Source organism: Levilactobacillus senmaizukei DSM 21775 = NBRC 103853 (assembly GCF_001592085.1).
GTDB lineage: Bacteria > Bacillota > Bacilli > Lactobacillales > Lactobacillaceae > Levilactobacillus > Levilactobacillus senmaizukei.
This window is the reverse complement of sequence record NZ_BCWD01000001.1, coordinates 136585-161848: the sequence shown is the minus strand read 5'-3', so window position 1 is coordinate 161848 and position 25264 is coordinate 136585. Positions and strand designations below refer to the sequence as shown.

23 protein-coding genes are annotated in these 25264 nt (G+C 50.7%); 8 read left to right on the top strand and 15 right to left on the bottom strand.

What is annotated here, in order from left to right:
* Positions 1–513 precede the first annotated feature (513 nt).
* On the top strand, positions 514–2661 hold the full coding sequence (locus LSE01S_RS10885) for a KxYKxGKxW signal peptide domain-containing protein (protein WP_061775722.1): 2148 nt from the start codon (positions 514–516) through the stop codon (positions 2659–2661).
* Positions 2543–3643 carry an LPXTG cell wall anchor domain-containing protein gene (locus LSE01S_RS00805; RefSeq protein WP_082622284.1) on the top strand — a complete coding sequence of 367 codons (1101 nt, stop codon included), beginning with the start codon at positions 2543–2545 and terminating at the stop codon, positions 3641–3643. Before LSE01S_RS10885 ends, LSE01S_RS00805 begins: the two co-directional genes overlap by 119 nt.
* A 185-nt stretch (positions 3644–3828) precedes the next feature.
* Here LSE01S_RS00805 and LSE01S_RS00800 read toward each other — a convergent pair whose 3' ends face one another.
* The 7 genes from LSE01S_RS00800 to LSE01S_RS11095 form a co-directional block, all read right to left on the bottom strand.
* Entirely contained in the window at positions 3829–4365 is a 537-nt protein-coding gene (locus tag LSE01S_RS00800; protein WP_061775720.1) for a hypothetical protein, read from the bottom strand.
* Between the two features lie 94 nt (positions 4366–4459).
* Positions 4460–4861 (bottom strand): aggregation-promoting factor C-terminal-like domain-containing protein, encoded by a 402-nt coding sequence (locus LSE01S_RS00795; protein WP_061775719.1) that lies wholly within the window; start codon positions 4859–4861, stop codon positions 4460–4462.
* 243 nt (positions 4862–5104) lie between these two features.
* Positions 5105–5935, bottom strand: coding sequence for an undecaprenyl-diphosphate phosphatase (locus LSE01S_RS00790; RefSeq protein ID WP_061775718.1), 831 nt, complete (start codon positions 5933–5935; stop codon positions 5105–5107).
* 189 nt (positions 5936–6124) lie between these two features.
* The gene (asnA, locus tag LSE01S_RS00785; RefSeq protein WP_061775717.1) at positions 6125–7132 is read right to left on the bottom strand and encodes an aspartate--ammonia ligase; all 1008 of its coding nucleotides are present in this window, start codon (positions 7130–7132) and stop codon (positions 6125–6127) included.
* A 532-nt stretch (positions 7133–7664) separates the two neighbouring features.
* Entirely contained in the window at positions 7665–8618 is a 954-nt protein-coding gene (locus LSE01S_RS10740) for an Ltp family lipoprotein (RefSeq protein WP_082622286.1), read from the bottom strand.
* A gap of 372 nt (positions 8619–8990) precedes the next feature.
* Entirely contained in the window at positions 8991–9332 is a 342-nt protein-coding gene (locus LSE01S_RS11100) for an LPXTG cell wall anchor domain-containing protein (protein ID WP_235808281.1), read from the bottom strand.
* 1303 nt (positions 9333–10635) lie between these two features.
* A complete protein-coding gene (locus LSE01S_RS11095; protein ID WP_156470438.1) occupies positions 10636–11592 on the bottom strand; it encodes a KxYKxGKxW signal peptide domain-containing protein in 957 nt (318 codons plus the stop codon).
* A 414-nt stretch (positions 11593–12006) separates the two neighbouring features.
* Between LSE01S_RS11095 and map the strand changes: the two genes are divergently transcribed.
* Positions 12007–12789, top strand: a complete 783-nt coding sequence (map, locus tag LSE01S_RS00765) for a type I methionyl aminopeptidase (protein ID WP_061775714.1) — start codon at positions 12007–12009, stop codon at positions 12787–12789.
* Between the two features lie 326 nt (positions 12790–13115).
* Positions 13116–13499, top strand: a complete 384-nt coding sequence (locus tag LSE01S_RS00760) for a zinc-ribbon domain-containing protein (protein ID WP_061775713.1) — start codon at positions 13116–13118, stop codon at positions 13497–13499.
* Between the two features lie 60 nt (positions 13500–13559).
* On the opposite strand, the gene LSE01S_RS00755 is transcribed toward LSE01S_RS00760, so the two are convergent.
* The 7 genes from LSE01S_RS00755 to LSE01S_RS00725 all read right to left on the bottom strand — a co-directional run bounded on the left by LSE01S_RS00755 (position 13560) and on the right by LSE01S_RS00725 (position 19638).
* Positions 13560–14423 (bottom strand): metallophosphoesterase, encoded by an 864-nt coding sequence (locus tag LSE01S_RS00755; RefSeq protein ID WP_061775712.1) that lies wholly within the window; start codon positions 14421–14423, stop codon positions 13560–13562.
* A 15-nt stretch (positions 14424–14438) separates the two neighbouring features.
* Positions 14439–15311, bottom strand: coding sequence for a histidinol-phosphatase HisJ (hisJ, locus tag LSE01S_RS00750; protein ID WP_061775711.1), 873 nt, complete (start codon positions 15309–15311; stop codon positions 14439–14441).
* Positions 15304–16344: an ABC transporter ATP-binding protein gene (locus tag LSE01S_RS00745; RefSeq protein WP_061775710.1), complete on the bottom strand. Its 1041-nt coding sequence runs from the start codon at positions 16342–16344 to the stop codon at positions 15304–15306. The genes hisJ and LSE01S_RS00745 overlap by 8 nt, the downstream gene beginning before the upstream one ends.
* Positions 16344–17159, bottom strand: a complete 816-nt coding sequence (locus tag LSE01S_RS00740; protein WP_061775709.1) for an ABC transporter permease — start codon at positions 17157–17159, stop codon at positions 16344–16346. The genes LSE01S_RS00745 and LSE01S_RS00740 overlap by 1 nt, the downstream gene beginning before the upstream one ends.
* Complete coding sequence (locus LSE01S_RS00735; protein WP_061775708.1) at positions 17156–17977, bottom strand: ABC transporter permease; 822 nt, start codon at positions 17975–17977, stop codon at positions 17156–17158. Before LSE01S_RS00735 ends, LSE01S_RS00740 begins: the two co-directional genes overlap by 4 nt.
* 5 nt (positions 17978–17982) lie before the next feature.
* A complete protein-coding gene (locus LSE01S_RS00730) occupies positions 17983–19062 on the bottom strand; it encodes an ABC transporter substrate-binding protein (RefSeq protein WP_061775707.1) in 1080 nt (359 codons plus the stop codon).
* Positions 19063–19305: 243 nt separating this feature from the next.
* Positions 19306–19638, bottom strand: coding sequence for a nuclear transport factor 2 family protein (locus tag LSE01S_RS00725; RefSeq protein ID WP_061775706.1), 333 nt, complete (start codon positions 19636–19638; stop codon positions 19306–19308).
* A 268-nt stretch (positions 19639–19906) separates the two neighbouring features.
* Between LSE01S_RS00725 and LSE01S_RS00720 the strand changes: the two genes are divergently transcribed.
* Complete coding sequence (locus LSE01S_RS00720; protein ID WP_156470437.1) at positions 19907–20632, top strand: matrixin family metalloprotease; 726 nt, start codon at positions 19907–19909, stop codon at positions 20630–20632.
* 44 nt (positions 20633–20676) lie between these two features.
* On the opposite strand, the gene LSE01S_RS00715 is transcribed toward LSE01S_RS00720, so the two are convergent.
* The gene (locus LSE01S_RS00715) at positions 20677–21117 is read right to left on the bottom strand and encodes a MarR family winged helix-turn-helix transcriptional regulator (RefSeq protein WP_061775705.1); all 441 of its coding nucleotides are present in this window, start codon (positions 21115–21117) and stop codon (positions 20677–20679) included.
* A gap of 96 nt (positions 21118–21213) precedes the next feature.
* On the opposite strand from LSE01S_RS00715, the gene LSE01S_RS00710 reads away from it, so the two are divergent.
* The 3 genes from LSE01S_RS00710 (at position 21214) to LSE01S_RS00700 (ending at position 25142) form a co-directional block, all read left to right on the top strand.
* Positions 21214–22581 carry an MDR family MFS transporter gene (locus tag LSE01S_RS00710; RefSeq protein WP_061775704.1) on the top strand — a complete coding sequence of 456 codons (1368 nt, stop codon included), beginning with the start codon at positions 21214–21216 and terminating at the stop codon, positions 22579–22581.
* 74 nt (positions 22582–22655) lie between these two features.
* Positions 22656–23354, top strand: coding sequence for a matrixin family metalloprotease (locus LSE01S_RS00705; RefSeq protein WP_156470436.1), 699 nt, complete (start codon positions 22656–22658; stop codon positions 23352–23354).
* Between the two features lie 330 nt (positions 23355–23684).
* Positions 23685–25142, top strand: coding sequence for an NCS2 family permease (locus LSE01S_RS00700; RefSeq protein ID WP_061775703.1), 1458 nt, complete (start codon positions 23685–23687; stop codon positions 25140–25142).
* Positions 25143–25264 lie beyond the last annotated feature (122 nt).

Genomic DNA, 25264 nt, shown 5'->3' with positions numbered 1-25264 from the left:
TTTTTTTGTGGCTTGAGGTTGAAGATTATTCAGTCTTGGTCGGTGTCATCAGGAAACGCAATCAACGATATCACCTGCGGCAATAATTAAAAGCGACTAAACAAAAAAACGCTAACTACGAAAAAAATAGTTAGCAGGGGAGCTTATTTTGGTGATTTTTGAAAGCTAAAGTATTATTCAACTGTCTCCATTTGGAGATTGACGTTAGTTGCTTTAATAATGATTGTGAAAATCAATAAAGCATTTAAATAGTACACAATTGGTTGCTAAATTCGATTGATTTGTTATGAAATTTAACTTTTTTATTTAAAAATATTTTCGTTAAAAATCCCGATATGACTGCGTTATTAGATGATCAGAGAAACATTTATGTGCCACAAAGTTTCACGTCATTGATTACTTCTCACAACCTGACTATAATGGATAGTAAATAGAGCTTATAGAACGATATGCGGTATAGGCTTGGTTTCAAATTATCTGATTTTTGGTCATAGTTAATGAGGGGGACCAATCATGAAGAATTTTGAACAGAGAACACATTATAAGATGTACAAGTCACACAAGGGCTGGCTGGTAGCCGGTATCACGGTAACCACTATGGCAGTCGGCATCATTGCAGGACCACAAGGGACCCAGACTGCGCAGGCGGATGACAACCTACCAAAGACGGAAAATGTGTCAGGGGCTAATGGGAGTTCTTCAAAGCCAGAGGGATCGGAGCAACAAGACCCTGCAAATTCAATTCAGAATTCAGCAGGAGGGACTAATGGAAATACCGCAGGCGCTGGAGGAGACACCGGAAGTGCTGGAAACGCCGGAGGTGCTGGGAAAACTGGTGCTACACCAGTGACAGAAAGCACAGATGTTACCAACGATGCAACGACATCAGCGCCTACTAACGTGAAGACTGGGATCACCGTTCAAAATCCAGATGACCTGACGGATAAGGTCACAGGCCAAGCGGTGTTCAATGTCAGCAAGACCCATCGGCTTCAATATACTTATGACCACTCGGACGCTAACGGGGTCAGTACCGACTTACGCGTCGTCAATGGTTATAGCACAAAGTATCAAGCACAGGGGTCAAAGGTTTGGTTAGGCGAGACATACGCCAATAATATTGCGCAGGATGCTAAGGGAATGGATGTGAATTCCCCGCTACAATACAGCGATGGGACGCATCCACTCTACATTGACGAATGGATGCCCGATTCTGGTTTGCAATACTTTATTTGGCAAAGCAATTTTACTAAGCAGTATGCAACCATTGCGGACTTCAGAGATAACTTTACGAAGGCCGAACTCGCCACGGTTACGAGTATCTACTCGGATGAGAACAAGCAAGCGGTCAACAGTAATAACCAGCCCTCAACGTACTACTATGCGTTGATGTCGATGACCACGCTGGAAGGTCTTCAGAACGCGACGAATCTTCAAAGCCTGTATCTTAACCCTAATCTTGTGGTTAGTGTCAATGCGTATAACGATGGTTTTCAATCTGGAAATTTATGGGATATTCGGGCCTTAAGTAACTTGAACAAGTTGCAGCGTATTACCGTGAGGTTATTCTCCGTGAACGATATCTCTGCACTGAGTAATAAAGACCAATTGACGACGGTCGACATGGCCTATAATCAAATTACCGATATCTCACCACTAGCTACGGATAAGAGCCTGGACATCAAGACGGGGACTCAATTAGCTGAACAACATGTTTTATTGGCTCCGATCACCGTTAGTACCGCGCTTGGCAAGGGCCAGAACGATACCGCTGATGGGACATTGAGTTACACGACGCCATCCTTTATTATCAAGGACCTGTCGGCAGCTAACTTACCGGTTAAAGGTTTCGATAATGCTAATAATGCCAAATATCCGTCCCTATTCCCATCTAGTGCCGACGCTGGGAGTATCAACGATAATACCTTGAGCTGGTACAACTTGCTTACTGGAACGGATACAGACTATGGTAGCCTATCTACAATTTGGTCCGATCCAAACAGTAGCTTCGCTGGGTACATCATTCAACCGTATGACATGGCTGAAGATGTCAGTGATTTAAACGTTAACATTCAACTCCTGCAAGCCGATGGGCAACAGCTTAACTTGGCCCCTGCAACGCTGATTTCTGGTGATGTGGGTTCCGATGTGAACGTACAAGCTAACGCCACGGTCATGACTTTCCTGAACCAACAGATTGCCAAGGGGTACACCTTCTCTGGCTTGATTTTAGATGGTACGGGTCTGTACTCTGATTGGTCGGCTGGCAATGGTAAAGCGACGCGTCAGACAAGCTGGACCACGACTCTGACGGATGCTCCTAAGACCTGGACGGTCCTGTTTTACAAGGACGTCTTGCCTTGGAATGTCTCCGTGGATTATGGGACTAAGGATGCCGCCGGGAACTTCACGCCGATCACCAATGAAGATGGGACGCCAGTTACCGACAAGTACAACGGGACGTCAGATGCTCAGGTCGCCTTGAATAGTTACCGGAAGGACTTCCCGGACTACGTTTATACCGGGGCTGAAACCAGCGTGGATGGCAAGACCTGGACCGATATCAGTCAATCAACCGACATTCCATTTGCTGGGGCCAAACAAGCTATTCGCATGGTTTACGTCAACGCCAAGCGCGCGACCGTTAGCCACGACGGGTAAGACGGTTCAAACGTTAGACTACACGACTAATCCTGAACTGCGGGGCGCCATTGGGACGACCAGTACCTTTGACTCCGCATTAGTGATTGATCCAGCCGTGGCTAAGGGCTACAAGTTGGTCAGTGACACCACTAAGAATGCCGATGGTACCAGCGCAATTGTCTTCGGGAAAGATGCCGACACAAATCTCGACTTTACGATTACGTTAGCCCACGACTTTAAGACAACTGAAAAGGCCGTTAAAGAAACGATTACGTACCAGGATCAACAACAAAAGCCGGTCGCTACTCCGGTGACGAAGACCATGAACTTTGCCACGGTAACGGATCAAGTTACCCAAGACGCTGTGACCTACAGTAATCCGGCTGCCACCGGTACACCAGAATTGGATGTCACCGGTCGACCAACCGATGCCAATTGGACCGTTTACCAGGACGGTAACCCATTAGCATTTGCTGCCGTTAAGAATCCGACCGTAGCGGGGATGCACGCCGCTTCGACGACTGACCCAGCCAAGGATTTGACCCAAACCACGGCCCAAGTAATTACGCCAGAAAGTACCGATGTGACCGTCGTCGTCACCTACGTGGCGGATACGACGACCGGTGGCGGCGGTGATAATAACGGTGGCGGTAACGTGACGCCACCAACCACTGGACCCACTGCGGGTGGTGGGGCTGCCATTGTAAAGCCTGGCAAGAAGCCAGTAACGACGCCTAAGGCACCAGTCAAGGTTGTCACGCCTAAGGCTGAAGGTGATCAGGCGGCCGTCGTCACGGCCGGTGGTCAAGGTGCTAAGGTGCAACCACTGGCGACGCCTGTCAAGCGCGTACAGTCGCGGAAGACACCCGTTAACCTGGCTCAAGGCAAGGCTGAATTGCCACAGACCAATGAACAATGGGGGAGCAGTTTAGCCCTTGTTGGCCTGGCACTTTTGGGAAGCTTAGTCGGCCTGGCCGGTTGGAAGAAACGGGAACATTAGATGTGGATTCTCTTAAGTAAATAAGAGTGACTCTTTGTCAACGAGCGTTGATAAGGGAAATTTGCGAGGTTCAACTCATTTGCGAGTTGGACCTCTTTTTTTGACCTAAAGATGGTGCTGATATCAGATATCATAGAACAAAAAAAGGCAGACCTCGACGGTTGTCGGGGTCCGCTTTCGTTAGATTATTTATGGGACTTGACGGTCAGGTTGTGACTGAGGTGGCGAACCTGCTTGGCGGCATGTCTTTCATTAATCAGGGTGACAATTTTGGGGAGGGTTGTCGAGTAGGTCTGATCCTTGCGAAAGGAGTGGACGATCATACTGTCGTAGGCCACGCCCTGATGCGCGGTGAGGCGAAACCAATTAGGTTCGAGATTCTTCTCGGCATCCGTGATGTGCTTATCTGGCCAAACCAAATAACGCCAGTCGTTGCCATGCGGATAGCGCTCGACTTGCCAGCCGGCCTCTAAGTCAGAAAGCTCCTGCCACCGTTGTAACTTGGGTTGGTGGAGGGCAAAGTAAATAATGCTGGTATATTTCAATTCCGGATTGTGGGCCAGCTCGTGAACGGTCAATTTTGGCGTTTGCCGCTTGGGGGTCGGTTTACTTGTCGATGAGGTAGGGGTCCCTGTCGATGGCTGGTGAGTGAAGATGGCCAGGCCACCGCCGATGAGCAGTAAGCCAAGGAGCCCGGTTAATAATAAGAATCGTCGTTTCAAAAGCGTCACTTCTCCTGAGCGTATTTTCTCTAGTGTACCCGAAGATCAAAAAAACGGCTAGTCCGTGGGGGATTAGCCGCGAATAAATGACATTTTAGTACCAGTGATGATGTTGCCAGAAGCTCTTAGCCTTGGTCCAAGAACCGTAACGACCCTTAACATACTTGTTAGCAGTCTTTTCTTGGTTTGCAGGGGAGTAGTCGCCGTGCAGGTAAGACTTCAAGAGTTGGTAACGACCATAACAATGACCATTACGAGCTCTGTAGTTGTAACGGGATTCGTGGTAGGCGATCCAATTCTTGGCTTTCTTTTGTTTCTTAGAAAGGCCGGCGTTGATCTTAGCGATCTTCTTCTTTTGACTAGCGGAAACCTTGGTTGAGGCTTGGGCCGTCGTCACATTTGACGAGACCAGGCTGCTAGTCACATCGGTAACCATACCGAAAGTGAAGCCGAACATTAATAAGATAGATGCAATTTTGATTTTAAATTTAGACATATTTTTATTAAACACTCTTCCTAATCTCGTTTTCGTTACTTACTAGAATACAAGAAGAGTGTTGCAGTTTTATTACTAAGGAGTTAAAACGGCGTCACATCTTCGCCATTATACGTAAAATTTGAGATATAAGTCGTAAAAGTATGGGAGAATGACAACGCTTAATGCCCATAACGGCGGGCCTGGTGACATGGATGACGGTTTAAGTCATCAAAACCGCAATTATTTTAACATTTTGACCAATTATCCACGAATTAATCCAAAATAGCTGATAACGATGATCCCCAGGCCAATTCGGTACCAACCAAACGACTTAAAGTCGTTATTGCGGATGTAACGTAACAGGAATTTGATGGCTAGGTAGGCGACCACGTAGGACACAACCACGCCGGTTAACAGGACGATCAGTTGCATGCCGGTGAAACTGTTGCCATGCAGGAAGTACTTCAAGACTTTCAAGAGTGAGGCGCCAAACATCGTCGGAATTGCTAAGAAAAAGGAAAATTCGGTGGCCACGTAGCGTGAGGTCCCAAGGAGAATCGCACCGAGGATGGTCGCGCCTGACCGGGAGGTTCCTGGAACCAGTGCCAACACTTGGAAGAGTCCAATCAGAATGGCCAGTTTAATGGGTAGTTGGTTAAGGTCGGTGAAGATGGGGGTCCGATCCTGGTTATAATTTTCAATCCAAATGAATAGGATCCCGTAAATAATTAGGGTCGCTGCGATCACTTGCCAACTCGTTAGGTGGGCATCCATCCAGTCATTTAAGGGAATCCCCACGATGACGGAAGGTAGGACCGCAATGACCACCTTCAGCCACAACGTCCAAGTCTGCTGCCGCTCGCGGATGCCCTTGCTGGGGGCCCAGGGATTTAGCTTGTTAAAGTACAGGACCAGAACGGCCAGAATGGCGCCCAACTGGATGACGACCATGAACATGTTGATGAAGGCCGTCGACTCATGGAGTTTGACGAATTCGTCGGCCAGGTAAAGGTGACCGGTGGAGCTGATCGGCAGGAACTCCGTAATTCCTTCGATAATGCCTAAAATAATGGCTTTTAAGATGTCTAACACGGTTGTTCTCCTCTTGGATCAGTTTATGATTCCGTAAGAATAAGCATACCGGAACCGTGTAAAACGACCGTTTCAAAGACGTAAATTATTGGTAAATCTCTGAATAACATTAATTGTGAAAAGGGAGCCATCGGGCCAAAAAAATGGCCACACGTTCACAGACGTGTGGTCACTTCGGAATATTTTAGATTAAAGGATGTGGATGTTGTGGGCTTCACATTCGTCGATCATGGCTTGGGGCCAGGTTGAGGCTTGCACCTCGCCGACGTGGGCCTTACCCAGCAACAACATGCAGAGCCGTGATTGACCAATCCCACCACCGATAGTGAAGGGCAGTTCGTCATGCAAAACGGCTTGGTGGTAAGGGAACTTCAAGCGATCTTCGGCGTCTGCTGCCTTGAGTTGTTTCATCAAGGAGTCGGCGTCGACCCGAATCCCCATGCTGGAGATTTCAATCCGTTGGTTGAGCGGTTCATACCAGAACAAGATGTCCCCGTTCAGTTCCCAATCGTCGTAGTCGGGTGCCCGGCCATCGTGACGTTTGCCACTCTTCAATGGGCCACCAATCTTCATTAAGAAGACGCAACCGAGTTCCTTAGTAATGGCGTTTTCCCGTTCGAAGGGGGTCATATCAGGGTAACGGTCTTCCAATTCCTGCGTCGTGACGAAGTGAATTTCGTCAGGTAAATGGTGGACCGCCTGGGGGAACTTGTACCAGACTTCATGTTCCATGTGCTTAATGACTTTGAAGATTGTGCGAACGGTGTCCTTCAGAGTTTCTTCGGTCCGTTGGTCATGGGTGATGACCTTTTCCCAGTCCCACTGGTCAACGTAAGCGGAGTGGAAGTTATCAAGATCTTCATCCTTACGAATGGCGTTCATGTTGGTGTAGAGGCCTTCACCGAGTTCGAAGCCGTACCGTTTCAAGGCAACCCGCTTCCACTTAGCCAAGGAGTGGACGATTTCCATTGTCGAACCGCCCATGTCTTGCATGGTGAATGAGACGGGCTTTTCGATACCATTCAGGTTGTCGTTTAACCCCGTTGAGTGTTCAACGAACATCGGTGCTGACAGCCGTGACAGATTCAGTTGGTCACCAAATTCATCTTGGAATGTTTCACGAATGTAGCGAATTGCAGCTTGCGTTTCCTTAACGGATAACTTTGGTGCGTATGATTCTGGAATGATTAAATGCATAGTCCTTTTTCTCCTTTACGTTATAAACTAAGACAAAATAAAAAGTCTTCCGTCCCTTAGACAAGGGACGAAAGACTTTCTTTCGCGGTACCACCCAAGTTGCTTATCCTAAAGATAAACCAGCTCATTTGGAGTACAAACATACTCCACCGATGGTAACGTATCGGTAACGGCTCAACCTACTGCGACCCGGGTCGTTTCAGCCAGCAACTAAGAAAGTGTTATTCCGAAAGGTCAACTCTGATTGGGTTTTCACTGAGCCCCAACTCACTGCCAGAATGACGAAACGTACTTGTCTTTCCTCCGTTTTTTATCTTGTGGCATTAATATTAGCACCTTTTGTGATTTTGTAAAGAGGATGATGAGAAAATTATGAGTAAATCATTTTCTTCGATGGGTTATCACCAAGATGTCAAGGCTGATAATCAACTGGTATCAAACGGCTGGAGGCCGTTTAGAACTGGATAATTTCTGTTGATCAACCCTGGGAAAAACCTTTTATCGACGGTCTTTAAGCGGTTGATTCTGTGATTTATGACAAATGGCTCAAAGCGTAATCGGCCTGGGCCTGAGTGAATTGTTCGCCCGCACTAGACGTCAGTTGGTCGCGAATGGCGGCTGGTGCCATGGCCATATCGTTTTGATAGGACTTGGCCTTGGCAAGGGCGTTGGCGTTCCAGCTCACGCCTTTTAGATGACTGATCGCGTAATCTGCAGCGGCCGCTGAGAATTGTTCGCCGGAGGCAGAGGTCAACTGGTCATAGAGGCTGGCCTTTGACATATCCATTTCCGTGGCGTAGATTTCGGCCTTACTCAGGGCAGACGTGTACTCGGTGGATATTTTTGATGACGAGCTGGTGGTCTCAGCCACGTCGTCACTGGTGGATTCACTTTCGGCGTTAGGCTCGTCGGAGTCCGATGAGTCGGCCGTGGTCGCGGTGGAACTGTCCTGGTCCTCGTCGTCATCATTGTCAGAATCTAAGCCATTGAAGTATTCGGCCTGACTGCTGGTCAGCGTCAGGGTGGTACTATCGAATTTGTCCACGGCTTTGGTGGCAATTTTCTTAGCGATGGTGCTATTAGTCCAAGGTTCGTGGTAGTCGGTAATGGCAAAGAGTTGAACCTTGCACTGATCACCAGCCCGATACTTGGACTTGTAGGCCACGCTGATGGGATCAATATTTACTGAGAACTTGCCGTCATGAACGGTGGCCCATGATGCGGGATTGTTGGCGGCTTCGCCCCCCAGGTCGCCGAAAAAGTCGTCGTCTTCATCGGCGTTGGTCACGATGATCTTGGCGTTATCTGGTGCCTTAGTGGTGCCGTGGACGGTCCAATCGCCATCGTCGTCGGTGGCCTTGCTCGTCTGCACGTCTACGGCATAGATGGCGTGACCATCGACCTCCGCAGCATGAGCGCCAACGCCACAGGCACTCAGTGGCAGGATAAGTAAGGCGATGATGCCCACTATTAGGTGTTTCTTCATCAAGTTAACTCGCTCCTCAAAGATCAGCTTTTAATGACGTCAGTGTTTGGTCGGGGGTCCCCTGAATGGTGAAAGAGGTCATGGATGCCAGTCCCGTGCGGGCGATCTAGCAAACGGTTTAACTTGTATATTGTAACAATAGTTGTATAAATCGGCAATGGGTGAATTAACTACAGCGATCATTAAAAAGTCAGACAGGATGAGCTGATAATGCTATAAACTTGCGGTATTGGTTGAAGATAAGTGGGTGATTATTTGTACATTCTTGCAAAACGGGTCTGGGACAAAATCCCCAGACCCGTTTTTTGCGTACCAGCCTTAATGCTCGCCGGCTAATCGCCTTTTGTCCCACTCTCTTTAAATATCAGTTAGTTAATCTTGTTTGCGTCGTAAGGCTAATGAACCGGTCAACGCTAAGAGAACGAGGCCCAACTCGGCCGCCCAGGCGTCGGCCTGTTCGCCGGTTTGTGGCAGACGGGTCGATGAGGTCGATGATGAAGGCCGGCGTGGGTCGGTCACGAACGTGGCTGGTGAGCCGTTAAAATTGGTGGCGGTCCGTTGTGTGGTGCCAGTGGTGGTCGGGTATCCCGTTGCGGCCAGCTTGCCAGTAGTTGTACGCGGATGACGCTTCGTGGTGGTATGCGGGGTCTTCGTGACCTTGGCTGGCGTCTTACCAGTCGTCGGGTTACCCGGAGCGGTCGGCTTAGCCGGCATCGTTGGTTGATTAGGCGTTGTCGGATTGGTGGTCGTTCCGGTTGTCCCGCTATTGTTAACGGGGGCCTTGATGGTCAAGCTGACCTGCTCCGAGGTGATGGTGTTGCCATTGGCATCGGTGTACGTGTAGGCCAGTTGATAAGTAGCTGGCGTCTTCAAATCAAGGGCAGCGGGATCGACGGTTTCACCTTTGCTGTTGGTAATTGTCACGGTCGCCTTGGAACCATCGGAATTGGTTCCAGCTAGGGCAGCCGCAATGTCGGCACTGGTTCCATCAACGCCGCTTAGAGCCGTAATATTGTCGGCCGGTGTCCATGAATCGCCGGCCGTAAGGGTCTTGTTGGTGACGGCCAGGCTGCTGGCTGTGGGCAGAACGGTGATCGTTGCCTCGGCGACTGTTGAGATTAAGGCGGGGCCACTTAGGTAAGAACCGATGTTGCCTTGAATGTCAGTGTAAGTGTATTTAACGGTATAGGTTCCAGGTTTCGTTAATTGGTCCTGGGTGACGACTTGGCCAGCGGCATCCGTGATAGTTAGGGCCAGTGTTCCTAAATCTTTAGCAACTTGGGAATTCGGATCGAGCGACCCGTCCACATCGAGAACACTGCCATCGGGTGCGATGCCTGTCAGTGTGTCGGCTGGCTTCCAGCCATTGTTTGGTCCGGCATGGTAGGTCGCATTGCTTGATTTGAGAGCCGTTTGAATCAAGTTAATGAAGAAATTATAAGTTTTACCCGGTGCAGTGGTGGAACCCTCTGGCAGGTCCAGGCTGGTTGGTTCAAGCGTGACCGTTGTTGGCAGCGTCTGTGGGGTGTAGTTTGATGTGCTGTATCCTTCATACTGAAGGGAATCTAACCAGTATCTCCTGGGAGGCATGTTAAGCTTTTCTACTTGAGAGGACAGATTATAGGTGACGCCAGGTTTATTATCACTGATATCTTTATTATTAATGTAGACCGACAACCCCCTTTGAATGGCGCGCTTGCCGGACGCATCAGTGGGCGAATAGACATTAAGGTGGTCATTGACCGTGACATTGATATAGGTCAATTTGCCAAAGTTATCGCTCTTAGTGGCCGCTCCGTTGTTGGCATAGATGCTGACAAGGTTGGTGTCTGGCCAATCCTCAGCGTTGTTCCCAAAGGCGTCCACGGCGTTATAACCAATATAGTCATCGCCGTTGCCTTTGTAGTCCTGATCGCCAACCCCCATGAAGAGGACGTCGTGGATTGGCAGATTACCATCCTTTCCGGCAGGGTTGTTGAAGGTAAGGGTGGTGGGTTCGGTGGTCGCCCCCGTAGATTTACCCGTGGAAACCAGGGTGTACATGTGAATTTGCCCACCGTAGCCAACGGCACCCGGTTGCTTGGCGGTAAAGGTTGCCCCGTCGTTGGGTTTGAAATAGTAGACTTGGCGGCCGTCGTTGGTGTCTTTCAAACGATAAACGGTTAAGCTCTTGATATCCACATAGGGCAGGCCGGTACTTGGATTGATGTTGGCTCGTAAGGCGGTGACATAATTGGCAGCGCTGGTCCGAACGTCCAACAGGTTTGGCCGTAATGGTCTCGGGCAGGATTACATAGAAGCCGAAGACGTCTTGCGGGAAGGTGGTAAAGTTTTCCGCATCATAAGGGACCAGGCCAACCATGGCCTTGGCATCATAGGGGATATAGCCCCCACCCGTCACGTTGACGTAGAAGTTACTGAGTACGGGGAGTGTTGAGAGCGCCGTACCCGTCACGACGTTACCGTCGCTATCAGCCCCCGTCTTCGCTGTGAGAGTGGTGGTGTCGTCGGGTAAGTCAAAAGTGGTTGGGAGGCTGGCGTCATAGGCGGCAATTTGGGATGTGGTCGACTTAGAAGCCGGGGCGGCACCGATTAGCCCTTGTGCCGAGCCATCATAAGTTGATCCATGGATCTGTGATAGTGAACTTTCCGAGTTGATAAGTTGCCCAGATTGGTCGTTAGCAGTAGATTTATTCGGGTCAGATGTGGGATTGTCAGACGGTTTATCTTCGCTCCCAGTGGAGTTGTTCAGACCGTTGTCAGAGTCGTCAGCACCTTGAGCGGTTCCGGCAACCTGGCCACTTGGATTCTGGGATGCGCTATCATCGGTGGCCGCTTGGGCAGTTGTGAATCCCAAGCCGGCAATGATGGCAATGGAAGTCAAACCGGCAACTAGCCACAATTTTCCTGCTTTGTAGAGCTTGAAGTGAAGTTTAGTGGTCGTTGGGATATTGCCACGCTTTTGCATTCTCATAAAAATTTCTCCTCGCTGGTGAACCAAAGTCAGGAACGTCACGAAACAGCGTGGTGGCCGTGATTACGATTAATACTATCTAAAGTTCATATTAGCACAAAACAATGTACATATGTATTGTTTAAATGGGCAATAGGTTACTCACTAATAGCCGGCTTGGTGAGAAACTCAAGTCGTGATTGGTGATTAGCCGAAGTGTGGTGAAGTATGGTAGCGACCTTGCTTTTTCGTGGCTAAATGTTTGTGGGATCATGAGGGCGATGGGGACAGACCGAGTGATTGCAGCGAAACACTTTTGAACAGTGACCAACATGTGGGCAAATCGTGACGAGGATCGTTTAAAATTAGCCGCTCACCTTGGCGAGAATTTCTCGCAAGCGTATAATTAGGAAAAACGGCCATATGGAGGAAAATATGATTGCATTAAAGTCACAACGAGAAATTGATGGGATGCGGCAGGCGGGGGACATCTTAGCTGGTCTATTCCATGAACTGGAAACTTACATTAAGCCGGGGATGACCACCTGGGATATCGACCACTTCTCCTACAAGTACATCGTCGATCATGACGCCACGCCAGGTGAATTGAACTTTGAGGGCTACAAGTATTCGACTTGTGTCAGCGTTAATGACATGATTTGTCACGGCTGCCCCAGCAAGGATATCCTGGTGAAGGACGGCGACCTGATCAAGGTCGATACGGTCATCGATTACCACGGGTACTTGAGTGATGCTTGCCACGCCTTCGTGGCCGGCAAGGCTTCCGCTGAGGTCCAGAAATTGATGGATGTGACCCTGAAGGCTCTATACCTGGGGATTGACCAGGCGGTCGTTGGTAATCGGATCGGTGACATTGGTTTTGCCATCCAAGACTATGCGGAAAACAAAATGGGTTATGGCGTGGTTCGCGACTACATCGGCCATGGCATTGGGCCGACCATGCATGAAGAACCCGACGTGCCACATTATGGGGTTCCTGGCCATGGCACGCGGTTAAAGGCGGGGATGACCATCACGATTGAACCCATGATCAACGTGGGCGACTACGGGTGTAGTGCTCCGGCCGATGATGGCTGGACGATTCGCACCCTGGATGGTAGCCTGAGCTGTCAGTATGAACACACTCTCGTGGTGACCGACAACGGGCCTAAGATCTTGACCTCATTTGACCACCAGTTGGACGCAAAATACCTGTAGTAAGGGGTGCCATCGGGCGATACCGATCGGCATAAACGGTTAAGAGTCTGTGCTGATAAGTTGAAAAATTTTAAATTAATTGTGGTTATTTCAAGAATAGGCCTCATTATAAAAAGCACGTCGACTAGTCATTGGTCAACGTGCTTTTTCATGGTCCCAGACTTCGTGGGTTGGTAATAGAAGGGCATCTTAGTCGTTTTGATGAATTTTGTGATAACGAATTTTGGCGGGATCTAGACGCTGGTTTTTCGAGATGATAAACTAGAGACCTATCGGGGAATGGACCATTGATTCTGTGAAATTATCGGAGAATAGGGGAACTAATCATGGAAGATCGCTTTAAGTTTTGTCCCAAGTGTGGGACGCAAGTAGCCAAGGACGTCGTCTTCTGTCCTAAATGTGGGACGAATTTAGCGGGTGAGGGCCTGCCTGACCCAGCAACTAATCAGCAGGCAGTACCGACGTCAACAACGCCGGAGAAGTCACCTAACGCGGCTTTACTGATTACGCTGGGCTGGATTTCTACCGTCGTTTCATTACTGTTTGTACCGATTCTATTTGGGGTAGCGGGCGCCTTTTGTGGCTACCGGTTGACCCGCTTCCCGGGTAATCGGACCGCCGGAATCGTCCTCATGATTTTTGCCATCTTGTTTGGAATCATTGGCGTTGTCATGGGTGCCGCTGTTGGTGCTACCATATACGGGTCTTAAAAAACAGAGCAACGCAAAAGCACCGTCTGGATAATTTATCCGGACGGTGTTTTTTAGTGACTAGTCTTCCGTTGGAAACAGGATGACGTCGGTTTCGTAGTGGTCGGACCAGACAGAGATGGTCCGCGCGCCACGCGGTAACGTCCCATAGGTGTTGTAACCCGTGACGTTGCCGTAGTTTAAATCGATGCCACCGGTCGTTCCGGTGAAGTTGTTATCGTGATCGTGACCGGCAAACAGGGCCTTGACGTTGCCGGCCCGTTTTAGTGAATAGAACAAGCCGGAATTAGTGACGGGCGAGCAAATTTCTTCGTTTTTGCCACCGGTCATCACGTGTGCCGCGGCCAATTGGTATTCGGGCAAAGGAATGTGGATGAACCCGAGGTCAACCTGGTCGACTGTCCGGGCATAGGGCAGCCGATAGAACCAGTCGATCTGTTCCGGTTCGATCGCCGCATACTGTTCATCGCTGGGCCAGTGAGAATATGCACCGCTGTCCCAAACGTAGAACACGTGCGCCAGCTGACCATCGCGAGTAACTTCCAGGGTATAACTCTCCCGATCATTCGTGACCATGGCCTGGTGTTTATCTGCTGGATAACGAATCAGGCTTTCCAGTTCGCGGAGCTTGGCCCGCGTGTAGGGGCCTTCGCCATCGTGATTGCCGTAGGTGACGGCCACGGGAACCGGATACTGGTTCAACGTGCCGTAGAGCGCGGTGAGCGTTTGGTCTGGTCGTTGCACCTCTTTGCCCCAGAGTAGGTCACCCGTTAGCATGATCAGGTCAAAGTCCTGCGTGGCCAGTAAGTGGTCGATGGCTGCCAGGGTTTGTTGGCTGGCGGCATTCAGTGGGGTGGCCCCCAGGTGGATGTCGGTCAGCTGACAAATCCGGAATGGTTGATCGCCGGTCGTGGTTAATTTCATCCTCGTTAATCCTTCCTACAGGTAATCCTGTTGTTCCAAATACGTGTTGTAACCTTGGGCAACGGCCGCCACTCGGTGGGCATCGGCCCCGAAGACGAGTGGAATGTGACGTTGCTTCGCAGCTACTAGCCAAGGTGTCGTTGGGGTGGTTTCTGTTTCGGTTTCCCGGAACAGACCGGCCATGTTGCAATCGAGTAGATCGTGTTGTTCGGCAACCTTATCCAAGATCGTGTTCAACAGATCCCGGGTAGTGGCGTCTTCCCAGACGGTTTGCGGCGAGAAGGTGTTGCGCCACTTCCGATACAACATGATGTGCCCGTACCGACAAGGCTTTAGCGGTGAGTTCCAACTTACGGCGGCTAGAACCTGCTCCAGGTAGGCGTTAGCGACCTGGAGTGGGGTGTCATAGGCAGCCAGGACGCCGGTCCGAAAGTCCAGGGCCGTATCATCGATGGCACGGAGCCCACTTGGGGTCGGCAAAAAATGAACAGACAGGATGGCATCGTCAATTTGAGACCCGTAGAGGGCCAATTGCTGATCCGTCCAACTGGTAAATTCGGTGGCGTAATCAATCTCAAAGCCGACCAGTAGGCGAATCTGGGCCTGGTACTTCTCCTTGAGATGCTTCATCTTGGCGAAGTAGGTGGGTAATTCCGCCGCGGTCATGGACGCGGTGTAGATGGCGTGTCGAGAGCCAGTCGGCTGGCGGTAAAATTCTGGTGGCATGGGAAAATGTTCCGTAATGGAATAGGTCTTGAAGCCATTTTGGATGGCTGCCCGGATGAATTGTTCCACGTCCTCACCGGAACCGTGGGGACAAAACTCCGTATGGTTATGACCACTCCAGGTGCGACGGTCGATGGCATTGAGATCGGCTCGACTAAGCATTGGTGGCACCAACCTTCTGAATGGTGCGTTCCTGAACGTACAGCGTGACGTCGCGGTCCATCGGCAGCGGTTCTTCTTGGTTCAGCAGTTCCACCTTTAGCTTCAAGCCAGCGACACTCTTAAACCGATACTGAATCCGGTCCCCGAGGACGGCGCGTGAGGTGATCTTCCCCGTGATGGGGCAGCTCTTTTCCGTGGTTGAGGCGGTGGGACAGAATAACTCTGGCCGAATGATATAGTGCGCGGTATCGTCCACCGCGGTCCCCCGAGCGGACTGAAAGCCTAATTGCCGAAGCTCGGCGCCCGTCAACAGGTTATGGTTACCGATGAACTGGGCCATAAACAGGTTCGCCGGGTTGGCGTAAATGTCCATGGGTGACCCCTGCTGCTGAACCTGACCGTCGTTCATCACGATGATGTCGTCCGAAATGGCCATGGCTTCAGCCTGGTCATGGGTCACGAAGAGCATGGTGATGCCCAGCTTCTGTTGATACTTCCGAATTTGTTCGCGGAGTTTCACCCGAATCTTGGCATCCAAGGCACTCAAAGGTTCATCAAGGAGTAAGAGCTTAGGCTGTAACACCATGGCCCTGGCGATTGCGACCCGTTGCTTCTGACCACCAGACAGTTGGTCCGGGTAGGCATCCTTCTTCTTGGCTAGCGAGACGGTCTCCAACATTTCCATTACCGCTTGTTCAATCTCCGCGGCCGGTTTCTTTTGAACGCGCAACCCGTAGGCCACGTTATCGAAGATGGTCATGTTGGGAAACAGGGCGTAGGATTGGAACACCATCCCAATGTTTCGTTGGTTGGCCGGCAGAGCGTGAATCTCTTCACCGTCTAACCGAATGGCACCAGCAACTTGCGTATTTAAACCGGCGATTGCCCGCAGTACCGTGGTTTTACCACTCCCACTGGGGCCGAGGAAGGTCGTCAGGGTATTCTTCTTAATAGTAAAGTTCATCTGATTGATGATACTGTTGCCAGAAAGATTAATCCCGAGATCTTCAATTTGCAAAAAGGCTTCAGGCATTAGTGATCAGGCACCTCCTTAGGTGATTTGTGGGGCGCTGAATAGCGCTGCATAATGATGATTAAGATTAGTGAAATCAGGGCCAGGAAGAGGAAGTAGATGGTGGTCAGCACACTGCTAGCCTGACCATTACTTTGCATCAACCGGAACATGTAAATCTTCAGCGTCTCGAAATTTCCACCTAATAGGAGGTTGGTCAAAACGTATTCGCCAAAGGCACTGGTGAACGTGAGGAGCATCGCCACCAGGATGCCGGCCCTGATATTTGGAATGATGATTTTAACGAACGCGGTGAAGGGCTTGTCGCCTAGCACCAAGGCTTGTTCGAACATGGCCCGGAAGTCGCGGCCGATGAAGGCGTTGTCCAACGCTTGATAGGTCATCGGTAAACTCAGTAGCGAAATGGCCAGGACCAAGATGAGAATCTTGGGGATGGGTAGGTTCGCGTAGAGTTGAATTAACCCGGTAACCAGAATGATGCCAGGGATGGTAAACGGCAACACCGTGATGAAGCGCAGGTGAGACTTCACGCTCGGACTGTAAACGTTGGCGTAGAAGACGACCGGTAGGAAACAAATCATGGCAATCACCGTGGTTAAGAGGCCCAGGCCGAGTGACCGCACCAGAGCGGTGGTGAATTCAGGATTGGTCACCAGTTGGCCATACCACTTGAGCGTTAACCCCGAGGGAACGATCGACTTCACCCAGGTCGTGGAGAAGGAGTAAATAATCGTGACCACAATGGGTGTCGCGAGATAGATAAAGAGAAAGGTAATGATGGCCTGAGCCACCCGACGACTAGTTTTAGGGGTCATGCTGCCTCCCGTTTAGAGCGTGTGACACGGTTCCCAACCCAGACGATCAAGGTCATCACCAGGGCAAAGAGGGTGGCAAAGGTACAAGCCAACGGAATGTTGGCCGTCAGTCCACCATCGATCAGGGTTCCGATGAGGATGGGGATGGTCACGATACTGTTACCCGTTAAGGCGTAAATGGTTTCGTAGGTCCCCATAGCGTTGGCGAATAACAGGGTGAAGACTTCAATCATGTTGGGCAGAATAACCGGCAAGATGACCTTCTTGAAGAAGAACAACGGCTTGGCACCCAGGACGGCGGAGATTTCCCGCCATTCTGGATTCAGTTCCTCGAAGACCGGGAAGAGGAACATGATTCCCAGTGGAATTTCGAAGAAGGTAAAGGCCAGCGTGGTCCCCGTCAAGGAGTAAATTTCTAGGCTGTCCTTAAGGTGCATGGCAGCCGTCATGGCCTTCCAGACACCGGCATTCCCAAACAGGATGATTAAGGAAAAGGCCAGGGGCACCCCAGCAAAGCTGGCCGACATGTTGAAGAGCGTAATTAAGATGTTCTTGGTCTTCTGTGACAGCCGAGTCAGAGCCCAGGCGCCGATGACGGCGATGACCAGCGAGACGGCAGACGCCACGACGGAAATCCCAAGACTGTTACGGATGGCCTTCAGGTAATAGTGATTCGTGATCACCTGTTGGTAGTTGGCCAGGCTAAAGCTGCCGTCCGTAGACTGGAAGCTCGCGATAACCATGATGAGGATGGGGAGCAGTAAGACCAACACCACTAAGATACTGAGTGGAAAGAAGACTTTTAGGCGGGTTCTCATGGGCGTTACTTAGACCCGAGAACTTTGTCTTGCCATTGTTGACCTAACTTAACCGTGGCCTTGTTCCAAACTTCGTTACTCTTAACGTGGAAGACCTTCTTGTATTCACTTTGTGGGATTAACTTCTTTTCCACGTCGGCAGGTAACTTCACGCTGGAACGGATTGGTCGGGCGTAACCCTTAGCCAAGTTGATTTGACCTTGGTCGGACAGGATGAAGTTACGAGCTAACTTCGCTGCGTAAGGGTGAGCGGCGTTCTTGTTGATGATTTCCGTGTAACCACTGGTTACGGTACCGTCGGTTGGTACGGTAATCTTGAAACGTTTGGAATCGATGTGGTGCGCGTAGTTCAAGGCGTTGAAGTCCCACATAACGGCAACTTTCAATTCACCCTTTTGCATGTTTTGGATGTTTGGTTCCACCGTGGAAAGACGCTTCTTGGCCCCTAACTTGGCAAAGTAGTCTAAACCAGGCTTCAGGTCGTTTTCGCTCCCACCGTTAGCGTAGGATGCGGCCAGGACCGAGTATTGGGCTTGGGCGGCTGAGGCCACGTCACCAATGGAAACCTTGTAGTCGCCCTTGGCGAGGTCGGCCCAGGACTTAGGTGCGTCGGCCGCCTTCACGTTCTTCGTGTCCGTGATGAAGACGATGGAACCGGAGTAACCAGCGGAGTAGTAACCCTTTTTATCCTTGGCCCAGCTAGGAATTTCCTTCCAGTACTTGGTTTTGTAAGGCGTTACCAGGTTTTGTTCAACGGCGGTTGGGGCAACGTTCAAACCAATGTCACCAATGTCAGGGGAGTCGCTAGACTTGGCTTGCTTGAACTTTTGCAGTTCCTGCGCACTCGACATGTCGGTGTCGGTATGAGCAATGCTGTACTTGGACTTGATGTCGCTCCAAGTGCCAATCCAGTTAGCCCAGGTATCAGGCATCCCCACGGAAGCCACTTTGCCTTCCTTCTTGGCTTGCTTTTCAATGGTGCTCCAGCTATCTGACGTTGCCGTGGCCTTCTTGCTTGAGCAACCGGCCAGTGACGTAACCGCGAAGACGGCAGCCGCAGCCACCACTAAATTCCGTTTTAACATTTTGTATGAACACTCCTCTTTCTCGATTTGGTACGGCTACTACACTAACCGATTTATGTAAATACTCTGCAAAATGACGGTATAATTCGTGTAAAGGTTGAATAAATAAAATCATGTAATCGGTTTTCGTAACCCGCGAGGAACGAAGGATTAATCGGTGAGTCGTTGATAAATTTAGGGTGAAAAAAAGGCGCCGAGATAATCAACACAGTTGATTATCCCGACGTTAATTTATGGGTCCAGTTAGTCTGGGAGAATGGCCACCCGGACTAGCTGGTCAGCGGTAACGCTAAATTTGAAGGGGCTGGTGCCGTTAAAACCGTTACCGGTCACGGCTAATTGAACCGTCCAGTCCGTGGCGGAATCCTGTTGAAAATCCACAAGTTCGAAGTGGGAGTCCTTGCCGATGTTGTCGGTTTGATTCCATTTGGCGATACCATCTTGACCGTGATACTCATTGCCCCAATCGTTTAGCGTGGCGTCCGCCGCAAATAAAGCGACGAAGCCGGTCGAATCGGCGGCATTGGTGGTATTGATGAACGCCGTAATCACAGTGGGTAAAGTTAGGTCGTCCATGATAAGTCTCCTTTAGTGCGGCCGTTCGCCGGCCGGATTAGCTTTATAAAACCATATTAGATCTGATAAGTCAATGGATTGAACCATGTGGGGGCCTGACGATTAGGTGGTTTATCCTGCGAAACGCGATCCCTGGGTGGCCCCATCGGATGGAGGTGGACGGCGAATTTAGTGTTGGCCCTGAATTGTCGAGGCGAACTAGTTGCCGTGCTTAAGTGGATGACCTAAACTCAAATCAACTTAAACAGAGAATTGAGGGGTGAACGGTGTGAAGGTGGTCAGGCGACTCCTGGTGGTCATGGTGGTTGCGATAGGTTTATTTGTGCTGAGTAATTGGCCCACCCTTTCGTTGCAGTTCAGATATTATCATTCGGCACTGACGGCAACAGCGGGGCAGTTACTGGACCAGAAGGGGTCTTCAGCGAGTTCGGGAAATACTAAGTCGAGCGGGTTGATCCTTCGCAATACCAAGGATGCCACCACACAAACGGGAGCCGATGCCACGCCCGTCGAAGCGGCGGTGCAAGGGGTGTTACTCGACCAGCAATACACCTACCAGTTTGCCCAGCAGACGCCGCTAGCTGCTCGCCGGGTCTTGGTCAATGCGATTCAAACTTACAATGATACGGGGATTGTTCGCTTGAGACCGGGAGCGGCGCAAAAGGGGCGAAATCACTTGACGTTGAGCGTTTATCGTAAGCAGGAGCCCAAGGCCCAGACCATTGTGGAGTATGGTCACGGGGGGCCATTGATCACCCAGCGGATCACCTGGCGTGGTATTGAGACCACCAACGCGGCGACGGCAAAGTTAAACGCGACCTATCCCCGGTCTTTTAAGAATTCCGTGGCGGTCCACGAGGTTGGACATGCGCTCGGACTGGATCACAGCTCGGACAAGCGTTCCGTGATGACGCCCATTGACCAGGGCCGCACGGTGCTATCGGCGGCCGATCGTAAGAGCCTGAAGGCCATTTATCAAAAAGCCCTACACTAAAAAATGGACACCATGATGATCAGCATCATGATGTCCATTTTGGATTACTCGTCGGTAGGTTTGGTCTGGACGTGGGCCTGGATGGTGGCCATGGCGTCTAGTACCTGTTGTGTTTCGGTTGGCGTGAGGTTGGCGAAGAGGTGCTGGACCTGTTCATCGGCTCGTTCGTTAATGGTGGCCAATGACGCTTCGCCGGCGGTCGTTAAGACCAGAATCTTGGTCCGCTTGTCGACGGGATTGGCCGTGCGCTGTAAGAGGCCGCGGTCTGCCAACTTGGTTAATAGGCGACTCAGGTAACCCTTGTCGATCGTCAGGGCTTGCGTGAGTTGCACGGCGGTATTCCGGTGGTTTTCGCCGATTTCTAGTAGGAGCCGGGCTTCAACCAGGGTCAGCGTCGTGTGGAGGTGATACTTGTCCGTCAGCCGAAACAGCTGGGTATAGAACCGATCGAAGTGCCGAATTTGGTGAATTGCTTGGCTGTCCATATAAATTCCTCCAATAGTTGACAAAAGCAACTAGTGTCATTATGCTTATGACAGTTGCTTTTGTCAACTAAAACTAAAAGAGGTCGGCGAATCGGTATGCACAGACACCAAGTTTCCTTCATGCTTCTCATGGTTGGGGCCTTTCTCAGTGTCCTCAACCAAACCCTGATGTCCACGGCCTTACCCGCAATCATGCGGGCATTTAGCATTACCACGGCTCAGGGGCAGTGGTTAAATAACGGATATCTCCTGATCAACGCGCTGATGATTCCCACGACGGCGTACCTGATCAAGCGGTATACGACGCGTCAACTTTATCTGACGGCGGCGGTCATCTTCATGCTGGGGTCGTTGATTGGGGCCGTGGCGACCCAGTATCCCATTCTGATTATTGGCCGGATGATTCAGGCCTTGGGCGCCGGAGTGGTGATTCCACTAGTTAACGTGGTGGTGATGACCTCGACCCCGCCAAGTCAACGGGGCGCTGCGATGGGGGTCGTGGGGTTGGCATTAAACCTAGCACCCGTGCTGGGGCCCACGGTAGCCGGAGCCATTCTTGAACACCTCAGTTGGCGGTACTTATTTGGGCTGACCTTGCCCCTAATGCTGGTAGATATTCTGCTGGCAACCAAGTTATTACATAATGTCGGTCACCTGGAGCACTTCCGGTTAGACCGAATTGGGCTGTTATTGTCGGGCTTGGGTCTGACACTAGCCCTTTATAGTTTCTCAAATGTTGGGGAAGCGGCCTTCCTGTCGTTGAAAGGGATTGTCCCGCTGGTCGCCGGGCTAGTCTTACTGAGCCTCTTTGTCCACTGTCAGTTCAAACAGACTCATCCCTTATTGAACCTACACGTCTTCGACTACCGGCAGTTCATCTTGCCCCTAATTATCAATATGTTGTTAATGGTGACGATGTATGGAAATTCGGTGATTATTCCCGTCCTGGTGCAAAATGTTTTCCACCACAGTGCGTTGGTCTCCGGATTGACCCTGCTGCCAGGGTCGGTGCTGACGGCGATTATTTCACCGCTCAGTGGGCGGTTCTATGACAAATATAATTTCCGGTGGATGGTGATTACCGGGCTCTGTATCGATATGAGCGGGTCGCTACTCTTGAGTTCAACGGGTAGCCAGTCGTCAATCTGGTTCGTGGTTTTGGGGCAAACGATTCGCCAATTTGGTCTGGTGCTGGTGCTGATTCCCATTCAGACGCACGCCTGGTGTATGTTGCCGGCCCCGATGATTCCAGATGGCGTGGCCGTTTACAATACCCTGCGGCAGGTGGCGGCCTCCTTTGGGACCGCCCTGTTGGTCGCCATTATCAGTGTGACGGCGAGTGGTCAGTGGCATTGGTCCATGAACAGTCAGTTGGTTGGGATCAAGCTCAGCTATTTGTCATCCACAATTATGGTGGGGATCTGTGTGCTGTTGGCACGCCAGCTCCGGCGAGCGCATGCCTAGCGGGTCGTTTGCACCGACTGGCGGGAAAGCTTAGAATCAGAGTAACTTATGGAACGGTGAAGGGGGGCGGTAAAGTGAAGAAACTTTGGCGATGGCTGATGGGTCTAGGCATTATCGCGGCGGCGCTGCTCATCTTGAATGGCCGGGCGGTTCGGCGATCGTTAGCCACGCACGTCACCCATGCCAGTATCGGTTTGGTTGAACGGCTCCAAAATAAGGTTATACCGAAGTGGACGGGAACCAAGGCACCATCCAGCGCCAGTCATAGCGTTGGCACCACGGATGATCAGGCGACACCGATCGAGGCTTCGGCCCAAGACGTGGCGTTGACTCCCACTTATTATTATCATTTCACCAAGCAAACTCCAAAGGCCGCTCAGGAGGCCTTCCTGAAGGCCGTGAAGGTTTATAACCAGACCGGTGTTGTCGACTTGCGATCCGGCACGGCTAGTGGCGCCCAGAATGAATTGACTTTTAGCATCTATCACAAGGCAATCGTTAAGGGGCAGACGGGGATCGAATTGGGAATTGGCGGTGTTAATGTGACGCGTACCGTATCCTGGGAGGGGACTAAGGTTCGTAATCAGGCGAAGGCCACGTTCAATGCCACCTATCCCCGGTCGTTTCGCGAATCGGTAGCCCTTCACGAAATCGGGCACGCCATGGGCTTGGCCCACAGCAGTTCGACTAGTTCGGTGATGTATCCGTATGATCGCGGTAATCGACAGCTGTCACCCGATGATATCGCCGCACTGAAGAAAATTTATCGATAAAACTATCCGAGCACGGCGGCTTTCCTCAGAGGAAGTCACCGTGCTCGTTTTCGTTCGGTTTTAGAGTGAACGAGGAGAATCGGCCACCGGAAATGATTAGTTTGGTTAACGTCCAATGAGCGATAGCTCCGCATGGTAGCGTCAAAGCCGCATTGCACGGGTTAGTCCAATAATTGAATTCCTGATTAGCTTAACGGGCAAACTAAAACTTGCTCCGTTTATTCGGGTTTTGCTTTCCTTCGTGAGTTGGATCTGGTATAGTCTCAATTGAGATAGCTAACTATTTCTAATTATAAGTAGACTAATATTCGGATTTAGGAGGAAAACACCGTGGACAATTTCTTTAAACTTAAGGAGTCAGGCACCACCGTCGGCACTGAAATTGCGGCCGGCGTCACCACCTTCTTCGCCATGTCGTATATCTTATTCGTTAATCCACAAATCCTGGGGCAAACGGGGATGCCTCAACAGGCGGTCTTCCTGGCGACCATTATTGCCTCCGTGGCCGGAACCTTGGTCATGGGACTCTTCGCCAACGTGCCCTATGCGGTTGCACCGGGGATGGGGCTGAACGCCTTCTTCACCTACACCGTGGTCATGGGGCTCGGCTTCAAGTGGCAACAGGCCCTGGCGCTGGTATTTTTCTGTGGCATTATTAATATCATTATTACCGCAACCAAGATTCGGAAAATGTTAATTTCGGCGATTCCGTTGAATTTACAATTAGCCATCAGTGGTGGGATTGGGGCGTTCATTGCCTATGTTGGCCTGAAAAATGCCAACTTTTTACAGTTTACCAGCGATGCGAACAACATCTTGTCAATCAACGGTCAAGCCTTTAAGGCGACGCAAAAGACCTTTGAACACGGCGTCGGGTCGATCGTCACCGGCGGGGGCATCGTGCCCGCCCTATCTAACTTTACGTCGCCGGCCCTGGTGCTCGCACTGATCGGGCTGGTCATTACCGTGATCTTCAAGGTTAAGAAGGTTCCCGGTGCCCTATTGATCGGGATCCTGGCGACGACACTGATCGGAATTCCCATGGGGGTTACCAACCTGCATCTGGTCAGTGGCTACTCCATTGGTTCATCCTTCCATGAATTGGGGACGACCTTCCTGGCGGCTTTTTCGGCCGAAGGGATGGGGTCACTATTCACAGAACACAACCGAGTAATTTTAGTCTTGATGACCATTTTGTCCTTTAGTCTTTCCGACACGTTTGATTCTCTGGGGACCTTTATCGGGACCGGGCGGCAAACGGGGATCTTCTCGGGCGAAAAGGAGTTGGCTTTGGAACAAGAACCGGGATTCAAGTCCAAGTTGGATAAGGCCCTGTTCGCCGACTCCATTGCGACCGGGGTTGGGTCGATCTTTGGGACGTCTAACCTGACGACTTATGTCGAAAGCTCTGCCGGGATTGGTGCCGGTGGGCGGACTGGTTTGACCAGTGTTGTGGTAGCCGTGCTCTTCCTGGTCAGCTCGTTGGCGTCACCATTACTATCTATTATCCCAACCGCGGCCATTGCACCATCGTTGATTCTGGTTGGGATTATGATGATGAGCTCACTGGGGAAGATTCCTTGGCACGACCTGAACGAGGCCATTCCAGCCTTCATGACCACGTTCATCATGGCCTTTGCCTACAACATTACCTACGGAATCGCCGCTGGGTTTATCTTCTACTGTGTGGTGAAGTTGGTCCTCGGGAAGGCTCGAGAGGTTCATCCATTGATTTGGATTGTCTCACTGCTCTTCGTGATTAACTTTGCCGTGTTAGCCATCGTCTAACGCCAACATAATAACGTTTCGCAAAAAAATCGTTGCTGAGCTTGTCTGAAGTCGGTAACGATTTTTGGGTGGGATACATTATCGGGGGTAAAAAGTCGTATAATCTGACTTGTAAGCAGGAA

Excerpts from the sequence above, each read along its gene's own strand:
- LSE01S_RS10885 (WP_061775722.1), top strand. The coding sequence starts at position 514 with ATGAAGAATTTTGAACAGAGAACACATTATAAGATGTACAAGTCACAC.
- LSE01S_RS00805 (WP_082622284.1), top strand. The coding sequence starts at position 2,543 with ATGGCAAGACCTGGACCGATATCAGTCAATCAACCGACATTCCATTTG.
- LSE01S_RS00795 (WP_061775719.1), bottom strand. The coding sequence starts at position 4,861 with ATGTCTAAATTTAAAATCAAAATTGCATCTATCTTATTAATGTTCGGC.
- asnA (WP_061775717.1), bottom strand. The coding sequence starts at position 7,132 with ATGCATTTAATCATTCCAGAATCATACGCACCAAAGTTATCCGTTAAG.
- LSE01S_RS10740 (WP_082622286.1), bottom strand. The coding sequence starts at position 8,618 with ATGAAGAAACACCTAATAGTGGGCATCATCGCCTTACTTATCCTGCCA.
- LSE01S_RS11100 (WP_235808281.1), bottom strand. The coding sequence starts at position 9,332 with ATGCCGGCTAAGCCGACCGCTCCGGGTAACCCGACGACTGGTAAGACG.
- LSE01S_RS11095 (WP_156470438.1), bottom strand. The coding sequence starts at position 11,592 with ATGAGAATGCAAAAGCGTGGCAATATCCCAACGACCACTAAACTTCAC.
- map (WP_061775714.1), top strand. The coding sequence starts at position 12,007 with ATGATTGCATTAAAGTCACAACGAGAAATTGATGGGATGCGGCAGGCG.
- LSE01S_RS00760 (WP_061775713.1), top strand. The coding sequence starts at position 13,116 with ATGGAAGATCGCTTTAAGTTTTGTCCCAAGTGTGGGACGCAAGTAGCC.
- LSE01S_RS00755 (WP_061775712.1), bottom strand. The coding sequence starts at position 14,423 with ATGAAATTAACCACGACCGGCGATCAACCATTCCGGATTTGTCAGCTG.
- hisJ (WP_061775711.1), bottom strand. The coding sequence starts at position 15,311 with ATGCTTAGTCGAGCCGATCTCAATGCCATCGACCGTCGCACCTGGAGT.
- LSE01S_RS00745 (WP_061775710.1), bottom strand. The coding sequence starts at position 16,344 with ATGCCTGAAGCCTTTTTGCAAATTGAAGATCTCGGGATTAATCTTTCT.
- LSE01S_RS00740 (WP_061775709.1), bottom strand. The coding sequence starts at position 17,159 with ATGACCCCTAAAACTAGTCGTCGGGTGGCTCAGGCCATCATTACCTTT.
- LSE01S_RS00735 (WP_061775708.1), bottom strand. The coding sequence starts at position 17,977 with ATGAGAACCCGCCTAAAAGTCTTCTTTCCACTCAGTATCTTAGTGGTG.
- LSE01S_RS00730 (WP_061775707.1), bottom strand. The coding sequence starts at position 19,062 with ATGTTAAAACGGAATTTAGTGGTGGCTGCGGCTGCCGTCTTCGCGGTT.
- LSE01S_RS00725 (WP_061775706.1), bottom strand. The coding sequence starts at position 19,638 with ATGGACGACCTAACTTTACCCACTGTGATTACGGCGTTCATCAATACC.
- LSE01S_RS00715 (WP_061775705.1), bottom strand. The coding sequence starts at position 21,117 with ATGGACAGCCAAGCAATTCACCAAATTCGGCACTTCGATCGGTTCTAT.
- LSE01S_RS00710 (WP_061775704.1), top strand. The coding sequence starts at position 21,214 with ATGCACAGACACCAAGTTTCCTTCATGCTTCTCATGGTTGGGGCCTTT.